This window comes from Pikeienuella sp., assembly GCF_046290545.1.
Lineage (GTDB): Bacteria > Pseudomonadota > Alphaproteobacteria > Rhodobacterales > Rhodobacteraceae > Pikeienuella.
Window position 1 is genome coordinate 17,642 of record NZ_JBKAGV010000004.1, and the last position, 11,490, is coordinate 29,131.

Below are 11,490 nucleotides of genomic sequence, written 5' to 3' on the forward strand. Positions count from 1 at the left end.
GCCCGCGCCGCCTCAGTTCTTGCCGGAAATCCGGTCGAGCTGGGTCTGCATCTGCTTGAGCTGGGTCTTCAGCTCGGAGAGTTCGTCTTGCGCCGGCTGCCCCTTGGCGCTCCGCCGCTCGTGATCGGCGCCGCCGAAGGGCGTGAACATGCGCATCGCCTGATTGAACATCTCCATGTTCCGCCGCGTTAGCGCCTCGAAATTCTCCATGCCGGGGGCGGCGCCGAAGAGCCGCGTGACGCTCTCCCGCATCTGTTCCTGATTGCGGGCGAAGGCGTCCATGGACGCTTCGAGGTAACCTGGAACGACGCTCTGCAGCGAATCGCCGTAGAGGCTGATGATCTTCCGGAGGAAGTTGGTCGGGAGCATGGAGGCGCCCTTGGTCTCCTCCTCGAAGATGATCTGGGTCAGAACCGCGCGGGTGATGTCCTCTCCCGTCTTCGCGTCGCGAACCACGAAATCCTGCCCGTCGCGGACCATGCCGGCGAGATGATCGAGTGTCACGTAGCTCGAGCGAGCTGTGTTGTAGAGTCGACGGTTCGCATATTTCTTGATGATGACCGGCTCGGTTCCGCCGCCCGTCGTCGCAGTCTCAGCCGTCGCCGCCATGCCGCGCTCCCTTGCCCATGATCGCGACCTTATGCCCCCCTCATGCCGCGCCGCAACCTCAATTCGCCGCGCCGCGTCATGCTGAGGCCGTTCAGCCCAGCAGCGCCGCGAGGATCGCGTTGAGGACGGGCCTTCCCGCGGCCGTGGCGGCTAGCCGGCCTCCCTCGCGCCTGAGGAGGCCTTCTTCGGCGAGCGGCGCGATGCGCGCCTCCGGGATTGGCGCGCCGGCGAGGCGGGCGTGGCGAACGAGGTCCATCCCCTCGGTCAGCCTGAGGGCCATGAGCGCGTATTCGTCGCTCTCCGCCCCTTCGGGCAGCAGCTCCGGCTCGGGGGGCGGCGCGGCGAGCCAGCGGCCCGGGTCCCGCTCCGTCTCGGTCGCGTGACGCCGCCCGCCGAGCGTGAGGCGCCCATGCGCGCCGGGGCCGATCCCGGCATAGTCTCCATAGCGCCAGTAGATGAGGTTGTGACGGCTCTCCGAGCCGGGCCGCGCGTGATTGGATATCTCGTAGGCGGGCATCCCGGCCGCCAACAGCGTCTCCTGCGTCGCGAAATAGAGATCTGCGGCGCGATCGTCCGGCGGCAGGCCGCGGAGGCGGCCGCGCTCATGGAGTTCCCCGAAACGGGTGCCCGGTTCGATGGTGAGCTGGTAGAGCGATAGGTGATCGACCGCCATTGATACGGCTTCGTAGAGCTCCGCCGCCCATGCCTCCGGGGTCTGGTCCTGCCTTGCATAGATGAGATCGAAGCTCACACGGGCGAAGGCATCGCGCGCGACAGCGAATGCCGCTCGCGCCTCGTCGGCGGAATGCGTGCGGCCGAGGAGGCGAAGGTCCCGGTCGTTCAGCGCCTGCGCGCCCATCGAGACGCGGTTGACCCCGCCGGCGGCGAAAGCGCGTAGCTTGCCCGCCTCCACCGATGTCGGGTTCGCCTCCAGCGTGATCTCGGCGTCGGGAGCCAGGCCCCAGAGACGGTCCGTCGCTTCGATCAGCGCGCCGACTGTGGCGGGCTCCATGAGGGAGGGCGTGCCGCCGCCGAAAAAGATCGTGTCCGCGCGGCGCGCGCCTGTGAGCGCGCGCGCCGCCTCCATCTCGCCGATCAGGCGGGCGCGGAAGGCGTCATGGTCCACCGTGCGGGCGACATGGGAGTTGAAGTCGCAATAGGGGCACTTCGCGAGGCAGAAGGGCCAGTGGATATAGATCCCGAAGCCAGCCGCGCACCAGTCCTCTTCGTCGCTCAAGCCCGGCTCCGCCGCGCCGCGGCCGGGATGAGGGCGCTGGCCTTGGCTGCGATCTCCGCGGCGTCGAGCCCGGCCTTGCGATACATCGCGTCGGGGCTGTCCTGATCAAGGAACTCGTCGGGAAAGACCATCACGCGCATGCGAAGGCCGCCGTCCAGCATCCCCTCCTCGGCGAGCAGGTGCATGACATGGGCGCCGAAGCCGCCCATCGCCCCTTCCTCAACCGTCACCAGCGCCTCATGCTCCCGCGCGAGGCGGAGAATGAGGTCACGGTCCAGCGGCTTGGCGAAGCGCGCGTCAGCGACAGTCGCAGGCAAGCCTTCCGCCTCCAGCATCTCCGCCGCACTGAGGCATTCCTGAAGCCGCGCGCCGAAGGAGAGGAGGGCGATGCGCGCCCCTTCCTTAACGATCCGGCCGCGGCCGATCTCCAGCGGCGCACCGAATTCCGGCATCTCGCAGCCCACACCTTCGCCCCGCGGAAAGCGGAAGGCGGAAGGCCGGTCATCGATCGCGCGGGCCGTGGCGACCATGTGGCGAAGCTCCGCCTCGTCTGACGCCGCCATGACGACGAAGCCGGGCAGGTTGGCGAGAAATGCGATGTCGAAGCTGCCGGCATGGGTCGCCCCGTCGGCCCCAACCAGCCCCGCGCGGTCGATTGCGAAGCGGACGGGAAGCTTCTGGATCGCCACGTCGTGCACGACCTGATCGTAGCCGCGCTGAAGGAAGGTGGAATAGAGCGCGCAGAAGGGTTTCATGCCGCCCGCCGCCATGCCGGCTGCAAAGGTCACGGCATGCTGCTCCGCGATGCCGACATCGAAGCAGCGTGCGGGGAAGCGCTCCGCGAAGAGGTTGAGTCCCGTCCCGTCCGGCATCGCGGCGGTGATCGCGACGATCTTCGCGTCGCGTTCGGCCTCGGAGATTAGCGAAGTCGCGAAAACCTTGGTGTAGGCGGGCGCGTTGGAGGGCGCCTTCTTCTGCTCCCCGGTCAGGACGTCGAAGCGGCCCGTGGCGTGCCCCTTGTCCCGCGCGCGCTCCGCCGGGGCGTAGCCCTTGCCCTTCTTGGTGAGGACATGGATCAGAACCGGCCCGTCGGCGCGCGACTTCACGGTGCGCAGGACGGGAAGGAGCTGGTCGAGATCATGGCCGTCGATCGGCCCGACATAGGAGAATCCGAGAGATTCGAAGAGCGTGCCGCCGACCGTCATCGCCTTCATCGCGTCCCGCGCGCGGCGCGCGCCCTCCCGGAACGGCTCGGGGAGGAGGGAGGCGGCGGTCTTGGCCGCGGCCTTGAGGTCCTGGAAGGGGGCGCCGGCGTAGAGGCGCGTCAGGTATTTCGACATCGCGCCGACGGGCGGGGCGATGGACATCTCGTTGTCGTTGAGGATGACGAAGAGCCGCTTGCCGAGCCCCCCGGCATTGTTCATCGCCTCGTAGGCCATGCCGGCGGAGAGCGCGCCGTCCCCGATCACCGCGATGGCGTCCCCCGGATCTCCGCCGAGATCCCGCGCCGCGGCGAAGCCGAGGGCGGCGGAGATCGAGGTGGAGGAATGGGCGGCCCCGAACGGGTCGTATTCGCTCTCGGACCGCTTGGTGAAGCCGGAAAGCCCGCCGCCCGTGCGGAGCGTGCGGATGCGGTCGCGCCGCCCGGTCAGGATCTTGTGCGGATAGCACTGGTGCCCGACATCCCAGATCAGCTTGTCCCGCGGCGTGTCGAACACGGCGTGGATGGCGACGGTCAGCTCAACGACGCCAAGCCCGGCGCCGAGATGCCCGCCGGTGACGGAGACGGCGGAAATCGTCTCGGCGCGGAGTTCGTCCGCCAGCCGGCGCAGCGACCTGTCGTCGAGCTTCCGGAGGTCGGCCGGGCCTTCGACCCTGTCGAGCAGCGGCGTCTTCGGACGGTTGTCGCTTCCTTCGGCCATGCGGCCCTCTCCTCCTCAGGCGGTGCGGCTTACCGCGAAGCGCGCCGCCGCTTCAAGCGCCGCCGCCCTCGGCCCGAAGGGCGCGAGGCGCAGCGCCGCCTCATCCGCCAGCGCGGCGGCGCGGGCGCGGGCGGTTTCGAGCCCGAGGAGAGAGACGTAGGTCGCCTTTCCCGCTTCTCCATCCTTGCCGAGCCGCTTGCCCGCCGCCGCCTCGTCCCCCGTCGCGTCCAGGATGTCGTCGGCGATCTGGAAAGCGGCGCCGAGAGCGGCGCCATAGGCGACGAGCGCGGCGCGCGCCTCCGCGTCCGCGCCGCCGAGAACGGCGCCGATCTCCGCCGCCACGCGGATCAGGGCGCCTGTCTTCTTCGCCTGCAGCGCCGCGATCTCCTCCACCGTGAGAGGCCGCTCCGCCGTTTCCGCCGCGATGTCGAGCGCCTGTCCGCCGACCATGCCGGCGAAGCCGGAGGCGCGGGCGAGGATCAGGCACATTTCCGCCCGCCTCGCCGGGTCGGGATGCGCGGCGGGGTCGGCGAGGAGTTCGAAGGCGAGGGTCTGGAGCGCGTCCCCCGCCAGCACCGCCGTCGCCTCGTCCCATTCGACATGGACGGTGGGGAGGCCGCGGCGAAGGTCGTCATCGTCCATGCAGGGGAGATCGTCATGGACGAGGGAATAGGCATGGAGGCATTCGAGGGCGGCGGCCGCACGGTCCGCCCCCGCCTCCTCTGCGCCGAAGAGCGCAGCGGTCTCGATCACGAGGAAGGCGCGGAGCCGCTTGCCGCCGGCCAGCGCCCCGCGGCGCATCGCGGCGGCGAGCCGCCCTTCCGCGCCCGCCCCCTCAGGCGGCAGCGCGGCGTCGAGCGCGGCTTCCGCCCGGCGCGCGGAGGCGGCGAGGCGCGCGGCGAAGGCGCGCTCGGCCTCGGGGCTCATTCGGCGTCGAAAGGTTCGGCGCCCTTCGCCGCGCCGTCCGCCCCGGCGACGATCTTCCGCACGCGCAACTCCGCGTCCTTCAGCCTCTCGTCGCAGCGCTTCCGGAGCGCCTCTCCGCGTTCGTAGAGATCGAGCGATTCGTCGAGCGGGGCGGCGGCGTTCTCGAGCTTCGCCACGATGGCCTCGAGCTCCGTCATCGCCTCCTCGAAGCTCATCTCCGCGATGGGTTTCCCGCTCATCCCGCCCGCTCCTTCAGCACCCGGACATGCGCGGCGACGGAAGCCGCCAGCGCCCCGAGGTCATAGCCGCCTTCGAGGAGGGAGACCACCCGCCCCCCGCAATGCTTCGCGGCGAGGTCGCAGAGCCGGCCGGTGATCCAGGCGAAGTCCGCCTCCTCCAGCCGAAGCTCCGCCAGCGGGTCCGCCCGGTGGGCGTCGAACCCGGCGGAGATGATGATGAGTTCGGGCGCGTGGGCGTCGATGGCGGGCAGCAGCCGTTCCTCCCATGCGCGCTCGAAGGCGGCGCGGCCGGCGCCGGCGGGAAGGGTGGCGTTGAAGACGTTGCCGACGCCGGTCTCATCCTCCATCCCCGTGCCGGGATAGAGCGGGGACTGGTGGGAGGAGCAGAAGACGGCCCGCGCCTCCCGCTCCAGCACGTCCTGCGTGCCGTTGCCGTGATGGACGTCGAAATCCGCGACCGCGACGCGGGCGAGGCCGTGCGCCTCCAGCGCGTGGAGGGCTGCGACGGCGGCGTTCGAATAGAGGCAAAAGCCCATCGCCCGCTCCCGCTCCGCATGGTGGCCGGGCGGGCGCATGGCGGAGAAGGCGGCCTGCGCCTCCCCGCCCAGCACCATGTCCACCGCCTTCACCGCGGCCCCGGCGGCGCGGCGCGCGGCTTCGAGCGTGCCCGGGGACATGTGCGTGTCCGGGTCGAGCGCGCGGGAGCCGGCGGCGGGCGCGGCGGCCTCGATGGCGGCGAGGTAGCGTTCGGGATGGGCGCGGAGCAGGGCCGCCCGCGCCGCCTCCGGCGCCTCGACCCGCAGCGCGTCGACGAAATCCGGCGCGGCGAGGGCGGCGGAGACGGCCTCGAACCGCGCGACGCGCTCCGGGTGGCCCGGCGGCGTCTCGTGCCCGAGGGCGGCGGGATGGGAGAGGAGGGCGTAGGTCATCGCCCTAGGATCGGGCGGGCGGGCGCCGTCGTCAAGCCGCGCTTCGGGCCCGGGCCAAGGCGTGTGCACACGCTGTGCAAGGGGGTCAAATATATGATATAAAAGAGCAATCAGAAAAACCGCGCAGAAAACGCGGGCGCCCCGCACAGCCGCTTTCGCTGTCCTCCACCGGGACCATCTCGCCACGGCGAAGGCGAGCGCCGCCTCAGCCCGTCACCTCCGTCAGGAGCGGCGTCCCCGCCAGATGCGCCTTGATGTTGTCCACCACCAGTTGCCCCATCGCCGCGCGCGTCCTCACCGTCGCGCTGCCCTGGTGGGGGGAGAGGACGGTGTTGGGCATGGACAGGAGGTCCGGATGGGGGCGGGGCTCGTCCTCGAAGACGTCAAGCGCGGCGCCGCCGAGCGCGCCACTCTTCAGCGCCTCCACCAGCGCCGCCTCGTCCACCACCGCGCCGCGGGAGACGTTGACGAGCCGGCCCTCGGGCCCGAGCGCGGCCAGCACCTCGGCGTTCACCAGCTTTCGCGTCTCCGGCCCGCCGGGGGTGATGACGACGAGCCAGTCCGCCGCCTTCGCCATCTCCGTCAGCGAGGCGAAATAGCGGAAGGGCTGGCCCGGCTGCTCGCTCCGGCCGTGATAGACGACCTCCATCTTCATCGCGACGAGGCGGCGGGCGATCTCCTTCCCGATCCGGCCGAGGCCGACGATGCCCGCGGTCGCGCCGGTGAGTTCGGCGGTGAGGGGGAAGTTGCCCTTCGCCGCCCAGTCGCCGCGCCGCGTGTAGGCCTCTGCTTCCGGAATGCGGCGGGCGAGGGCGATCATCAGGCCGACCGTGATCTCCGCCATCGCGTCGTTCAGCACGTCCGGCGTGTTGGTGACGCGGACCGCGCGGGCGTTCGCCGCGGGCACGTTGATGTTGTCGTAGCCGACGCCGTAGGAGGAGATGAGCTTCAGCGCGGGCAGCTCCGCCATCAGCGCGGGGGGGCAGCCCCAGTGCCCGTCCGTCGCCACGATCTCCACCTTCGGGCCGACCTCGCGGAGGAAGGCCGCCCTGTCCTCCGCCTCCCAGAGCCGGTGGACGTTTCCGAGGCGCGCGATCTCCTCCATGCAGACTGGGTGCATCGGGGCGATCATCAGGATGTCGGTCATCGGAGTTCCTCCAGGGCTTTTTCGATCAGGGCGTCGGCGGGCAGCGCCACGTCGAGCGCCAGATGCGGCTCGCCCGCCCCCGGCGGCTCGAGCGTGGCGAACTGGCTGTCGATGAGGGCCGTCGGCATGAAATGGCCGGTGCGGAGCGTCATGCGCTTCGCGATCTCCTCCCGGCTCCCCGTGAGGTGGACGAAGAAGATCGGCTCGCCCGCGCCCGCCGCCAGCCGCTCCCGATAGGCGCGGCGGAGGGCGGAGCAGGCGATGACGGCGCGGCCCGCCTTCGGCGCGGCGGCGGCGATGGCGTCGAGCCAGGGCCAGCGGTCTTCGTCCGTAAGGGGCGTGCCGGCGCTCATCTTGGCGATGTTGGACGGGGGGTGCAGCGCGTCCGCCTCAAGAAAGGCGGCGCCAAGGCCGGCGGCGACGCCTTGCCCGATGGTGGACTTGCCGCAGCCGGCGACGCCCATGACGCAGACGAGGCGGGGCGATCTCATGCCGCGAAATACCGGTCCAGCACGCCGCGATAGATGCGGGCGAGGGCGCGGATCTCCTCCACCGGGGCGCTCTCGTCCACCTGGTGCATGGTCTGGCCGACAAGGCCGAACTCGGCCACCGGGCACATCGCCTTCACATAGCGGGCGTCCGAGGTGCCGCCGGTGGTGGAGAGGGCGGGGCGAAGGCCCGTCTCCGCCTCCGCCGCGTCCGAGATGATGTCGGAGAGGCGGCCGGGCTCGGTGATGAAGCTCTCGCCGGAGACGCGAAACTCCGTCTCGATCGTCACGCCGGTTCCGGCGCTCGCGGCGGCGGCCTCCTGCAGCAGCATCAGTGCGAGGGATTTCGACGTGTGGGCGTCATTGAAGCGTATGTTGACGGTCGCCCGCGCCCGCTCGGGGATGACGTTGGAGGCGGGGTTGCCGACGTCCACCGTGGTGATCTGGAGCGTAGAGGGGTCGAAATGCGCCGTCCCCCGGTCCAGGTCCCGGCTCGCCAGCCGGTCCAGGAGGCGCATGAGCGGGTGGAGCGGGTTGGCGGCGCGGTGGGGATAGGCGGTGTGGCCTTGCCGGCCGGTCGCGGTGAACTTCACCGTCATCGAGCCGCGCCGGCCGATCTTGATCATGTCGCCGAGGCGTTCGGGGCAGGTCGGCTCGCCGACGAGGCAATGGGCGAGGCTTTCGCCATTGGCGCGCATCCAGTCGAGAATCGCCGGCGTGCCGTCGACCGACTCGCCCTCCTCGTCGCCGGTGATGAGGAGCGCGACGGTTCCCGCGCCGCCTTCGGCCCGGTAGGCGGCGGCGGCGGCGGCGAAGGCGGCGACGCCGGATTTCATGTCCACCGCGCCGCGGCCCCAGATTCGGCCCTCCGCGATCTCGGCGCCGAAGGGCGGATGCGTCCAGTCCGCCGGCTCGCCCGGCGGCACGACGTCGGTATGGCCGTTGAACCCGAAGACGGGGCCGCCCGTTCCCGCCTTGGCGAAGAGGTTTGCGATCCCGTTCCGGTCGCAGCGATGCACGACGAAGCCGGCGGCTTCGAGCCGTTCGGCAAGGAGCGGGATCGCGCCGTCGTCGGCGGGGGTGACGGAGGCGCGGCGGACCAGCGCCTGCGTCAGCTCCACCGGATCTATCGGATCGGTCATCTCAGTCTCTCCACGATGGCGGGAACCTCCGCGGGCACATGGGCGAGCGCGGCGACGCCCGCCGCCTCCAGCTCCTCCCGCGCGCCGAAGCCCCAGAGCGCGCCGATGGCGGCGACGCCGTTGTGCCGCGCGCCGCGCGCGTCATGCAGCCTGTCCCCCAGCATGAAGCTGCGGGCAGGGTCCGCCCCCGTCTCCGCGAGGCAATGGGCGAGAAGGTCGCGCTTGTCCGTCCCCCGCCCATCGAGCTCCGAGCCGAATTCGGCGTCGAGCAGGTCCGCCAGGCCGAAATGGCGGGTGACCTTCGGCGCGTAGGCGATGGGCTTCGCGGTGGCGAGGGCGAGGCGGAAACCCATCGCGCGGAATGCGGCGAGCATGTCATGCGCGCCGTCATAGACGCGGGCGTCGAAGATGCCGCCGTCATTGTAATGCTCGCGGTAGAGGGCGAGGGCGCGCGACGCCTCCGCCTCCGGCACGCCGAGGCGGGGAAAGCTCTCCTGCAGGGAGGGGCCGATGCAGGCGCGGAGGGCGGCCTCGCCCGGCTCCGGCGCGCCGACTCCGCGGAGCGCGTGGCGGATGGCGGCGGTGATGCCGGGCGCGCTGTCCGTCAGCGTCCCGTCCAGATCGACAAATACCCAGGCGCTCACCGGCCGGGCTCCCGAAGGCGGGCGCGGCTCACAGGCCCATCTGCCGGGCCGCGAGGTCTCGCATCACCTCCTCCGAGCCGCCGCCGATGGCCATGACCTTCACCTCCCGCCATGTCCGTTCGATCCGCCCGCCGCGGAGATAGCCGGCGCCGCCCATGATCTGCATCGCCTCGGAGGCGACGAATTCGAGCGACTTCGAGCCGAAGACCTTCGCCTTCGCTATCTCGGCCACCGGCGTCTCGCCCTCGTTCATCAGCCAGCATATCTGGTTCACCAGAGCCTCCGTCGCGTCGATCCGCGCCGACATGTCGGCGAGCTTGTGGCGGATCGCCTGCCTTTCGATCAAGGGGGCGCCGAAGGTCTTCCGCTCCCGCGCCCAGGCGACCGCATCCTCGAAACAGGCCTTCATCGCGCCGAGGCAGCCCGCCGTCATCCCGATGCGCTCATAATTGAAGTTGCGCATGATGGCGAGGAAGCCGCGCCCCTCCTCCCCCAGCAGGTTCTCCGCCGGCACGCGCACGCCGTCGAAATGCAGGGTCGCCGTGTCGGAGGCCCACCAGCCCTGCTTGCGGGAGAGCGCGGTGCGGGAGAAGCCGGGCGCGCCCGCCTCGACGAGGAAGAGGCTGATCCCCTTCATCCCCTCGCCGCCGGTGCGCGCGCCGACGACGTAGAAGGAGGATTTCATGCCGCCGGTGATGAAGGTCTTTTCCCCGTCGATGACCCAATGGTTTCCGTCCCGCCGCGCCCGGGTCGTCATGTTGGCGACGTCGGAGCCGCCGCCGGGCTCGGTGATGGCGAGGCTGGAGCCCTTCCGGCCGGAGAGGACGGCGGGCAGAACGCGGGCGCGGATATCGTTCGTCCCGAGAAGGGCGACGGGGGCGACGGAGATGGAGCGGCCGTTGACGGCGGCGCCGACGCCGCCTGCGCCGCATCTCGCGATCTCCTCCTGATACGCGCAGCGCATGAAGGCGTCGTCGAAGCCGAGGCCGCCCCAACGCTCCTCGATCCCGAAACCCCAGACGCCGAGCGCGCCGAGCCGCTCATGGAGGCTCCAGGGGACCTCCCCCGCCTCGTCCCAAGCGTCGGCATGCGGCGTGATTTCGGCGGCGACGAAATCGGCCAGCGTCCGGCGCCATGCCGCACGCTCCTCGGTCTCGAACGGACTTCGCATCTCTCTCCCCCTATTTTCGCGGAGTGAAGCGGAGCGGGGGCCGCGCGGCAAGGGGCGGGCGGCGGTGAAGGCGGGCGCCGCTACGGAAAGTTCACGAAAGCGTCGCGGCCTGCCTGATCTCGATCAACCGCGGAAACCCGCGCAAGGCGGATGCTTCGCCTGTTCATGCAAGGGAGGCGAGGCGATGTTCGACAGGCTCGAGACGGGGCTGACCTTTTCGGAGACGCGGCACGATCCGGCGCGGCCGGTGGCCCTTTCCTGCCGCAACGTGGATTTTTGGTTCGGGGAGAAGCAGGTGCTTTTTGACGTGTCGCTCGACATCCACAAGGGCGAGGTGACGGCCTTCGTCGGCCCTTCGGGCTGCGGCAAGACCACGCTGCTCAAATGCTTCAACCGGATGCACGACGAGACGCGCGGGGCGGAGATGACCGGACGGATCATGCTCGGCGGGAAGGATGTGAACGATCCGGCGCAGGAGGCCTGCCGGCTCCGCAGCCGCTTCGGCTGGGTGGCGCAGCGGCCCAATCCCTTCGCCATGTCGATCCGGGATAATGTCGTCTGGGCCGCGCGCATTCACAATCTCGCCTGCGGCCGGAAGGAGGAGGACGCGCTGGCGGAGCGGGTGTTGCGAGATGTCGGCCTCTGGGACGAGGTGAAGGACCGGCTGAACGCCTCCGCGCTCTCGCTTTCCGGTGGCCAGCAGCAGCGGCTCTGCATCGCGCGCGCGCTCGCGCTCTCGCCCGACATCCTGCTGATGGACGAGCCTTGCAGCTCGATCGACCCGATCGGCGCGGCGAAGATCGAGGAGATCATTCGCGGCTTCGGGGCGCGGGAGACGGTGGTCATCATCACCCACAACATGAAGCAGGCGGCGCGGCTGGCGCAGAAGATCGCCTTCTTCCACATGGGCCGGCTGGTGGAGGATCGAGACAGCGTGGAGTTCTTCTCGCGGCCCGAAGCGCCCGAGGCGAAGGCGTGGCTTGCCGGCCGGTTCGGCTGAGGGAGCGATTGACAGGCGCCGCCTTTCCGAAAAGG

General features: G+C 70.6%; 12 protein-coding genes. 1 reads left to right on the forward strand and 11 read right to left on the reverse strand.

Annotated features, from left to right (window positions below):
• Positions 1 to 12: 12 nt before the first annotated feature.
• From phaR to ACE37J_RS01005, 11 genes are all read right to left on the reverse strand, one after another.
• Positions 13 to 609: a polyhydroxyalkanoate synthesis repressor PhaR gene (phaR, locus tag ACE37J_RS00955; RefSeq protein ID WP_409705610.1), complete on the reverse strand. Its 597-nt coding sequence runs from the start codon at positions 607 to 609 to the stop codon at positions 13 to 15.
• 91 nt (positions 610 to 700) lie between these two features.
• Entirely contained in the window at positions 701 to 1,846 is a 1,146-nt protein-coding gene (gene hemW / locus ACE37J_RS00960; protein ID WP_409705613.1) for a radical SAM family heme chaperone HemW, read from the reverse strand.
• Complete coding sequence (gene dxs, locus ACE37J_RS00965) at positions 1,843 to 3,768, reverse strand: 1-deoxy-D-xylulose-5-phosphate synthase (protein WP_409705616.1); 1,926 nt, start codon at positions 3,766 to 3,768, stop codon at positions 1,843 to 1,845. Before dxs ends, hemW begins: the two co-directional genes overlap by 4 nt.
• Before the next feature lie 15 nt (positions 3,769 to 3,783).
• Positions 3,784 to 4,695 (reverse strand): polyprenyl synthetase family protein, encoded by a 912-nt coding sequence (locus ACE37J_RS00970; protein WP_409705619.1) that lies wholly within the window; start codon positions 4,693 to 4,695, stop codon positions 3,784 to 3,786.
• Positions 4,692 to 4,934: an exodeoxyribonuclease VII small subunit gene (locus ACE37J_RS00975; RefSeq protein ID WP_409705624.1), complete on the reverse strand. Its 243-nt coding sequence runs from the start codon at positions 4,932 to 4,934 to the stop codon at positions 4,692 to 4,694. The genes ACE37J_RS00970 and ACE37J_RS00975 overlap by 4 nt, the downstream gene beginning before the upstream one ends.
• The gene (locus tag ACE37J_RS00980) at positions 4,931 to 5,863 is read right to left on the reverse strand and encodes a histone deacetylase family protein (protein WP_409705627.1); all 933 of its coding nucleotides are present in this window, start codon (positions 5,861 to 5,863) and stop codon (positions 4,931 to 4,933) included. Before ACE37J_RS00980 ends, ACE37J_RS00975 begins: the two co-directional genes overlap by 4 nt.
• Positions 5,864 to 6,068: 205 nt before the next feature.
• Positions 6,069 to 7,010 carry a 2-hydroxyacid dehydrogenase gene (locus ACE37J_RS00985; RefSeq protein WP_409705630.1) on the reverse strand — a complete coding sequence of 314 codons (942 nt, stop codon included), beginning with the start codon at positions 7,008 to 7,010 and terminating at the stop codon, positions 6,069 to 6,071.
• Entirely contained in the window at positions 7,007 to 7,501 is a 495-nt protein-coding gene (locus tag ACE37J_RS00990) for a gluconokinase (protein WP_409705633.1), read from the reverse strand. Before ACE37J_RS00990 ends, ACE37J_RS00985 begins: the two co-directional genes overlap by 4 nt.
• Positions 7,498 to 8,640 carry a succinyl-diaminopimelate desuccinylase gene (gene dapE / locus ACE37J_RS00995; RefSeq protein ID WP_409705636.1) on the reverse strand — a complete coding sequence of 381 codons (1,143 nt, stop codon included), beginning with the start codon at positions 8,638 to 8,640 and terminating at the stop codon, positions 7,498 to 7,500. Before dapE ends, ACE37J_RS00990 begins: the two co-directional genes overlap by 4 nt.
• On the reverse strand, positions 8,637 to 9,284 hold the full coding sequence (locus ACE37J_RS01000) for an HAD hydrolase-like protein (RefSeq protein WP_409705639.1): 648 nt from the start codon (positions 9,282 to 9,284) through the stop codon (positions 8,637 to 8,639). The genes dapE and ACE37J_RS01000 overlap by 4 nt, the downstream gene beginning before the upstream one ends.
• Positions 9,285 to 9,312: 28 nt before the next feature.
• Positions 9,313 to 10,455 carry an acyl-CoA dehydrogenase family protein gene (locus ACE37J_RS01005; RefSeq protein ID WP_409705642.1) on the reverse strand — a complete coding sequence of 381 codons (1,143 nt, stop codon included), beginning with the start codon at positions 10,453 to 10,455 and terminating at the stop codon, positions 9,313 to 9,315.
• Positions 10,456 to 10,639: 184 nt separating this feature from the next.
• On the opposite strand from ACE37J_RS01005, the gene ACE37J_RS01010 reads away from it, so the two are divergent.
• Positions 10,640 to 11,455: a phosphate ABC transporter ATP-binding protein gene (locus ACE37J_RS01010; protein WP_409705645.1), complete on the forward strand. Its 816-nt coding sequence runs from the start codon at positions 10,640 to 10,642 to the stop codon at positions 11,453 to 11,455.
• The last annotated feature ends 35 nt before the right edge of the window (positions 11,456 to 11,490 follow it).

Excerpts from the sequence above, each read along its gene's own strand:
- phaR (WP_409705610.1), bottom strand. The coding sequence starts at position 609 with ATGGCGGCGACGGCTGAGACTGCGACGACGGGCGGCGGAACCGAGCCG.
- dxs (WP_409705616.1), bottom strand. The coding sequence starts at position 3,768 with ATGGCCGAAGGAAGCGACAACCGTCCGAAGACGCCGCTGCTCGACAGG.
- ACE37J_RS00970 (WP_409705619.1), bottom strand. The coding sequence starts at position 4,695 with ATGAGCCCCGAGGCCGAGCGCGCCTTCGCCGCGCGCCTCGCCGCCTCC.
- ACE37J_RS00975 (WP_409705624.1), bottom strand. The coding sequence starts at position 4,934 with ATGAGCGGGAAACCCATCGCGGAGATGAGCTTCGAGGAGGCGATGACG.
- ACE37J_RS00980 (WP_409705627.1), bottom strand. The coding sequence starts at position 5,863 with ATGACCTACGCCCTCCTCTCCCATCCCGCCGCCCTCGGGCACGAGACG.
- ACE37J_RS00985 (WP_409705630.1), bottom strand. The coding sequence starts at position 7,010 with ATGACCGACATCCTGATGATCGCCCCGATGCACCCAGTCTGCATGGAG.
- ACE37J_RS00990 (WP_409705633.1), bottom strand. The coding sequence starts at position 7,501 with ATGAGATCGCCCCGCCTCGTCTGCGTCATGGGCGTCGCCGGCTGCGGC.
- dapE (WP_409705636.1), bottom strand. The coding sequence starts at position 8,640 with ATGACCGATCCGATAGATCCGGTGGAGCTGACGCAGGCGCTGGTCCGC.
- ACE37J_RS01005 (WP_409705642.1), bottom strand. The coding sequence starts at position 10,455 with ATGCGAAGTCCGTTCGAGACCGAGGAGCGTGCGGCATGGCGCCGGACG.
- ACE37J_RS01010 (WP_409705645.1), top strand. The coding sequence starts at position 10,640 with ATGTTCGACAGGCTCGAGACGGGGCTGACCTTTTCGGAGACGCGGCAC.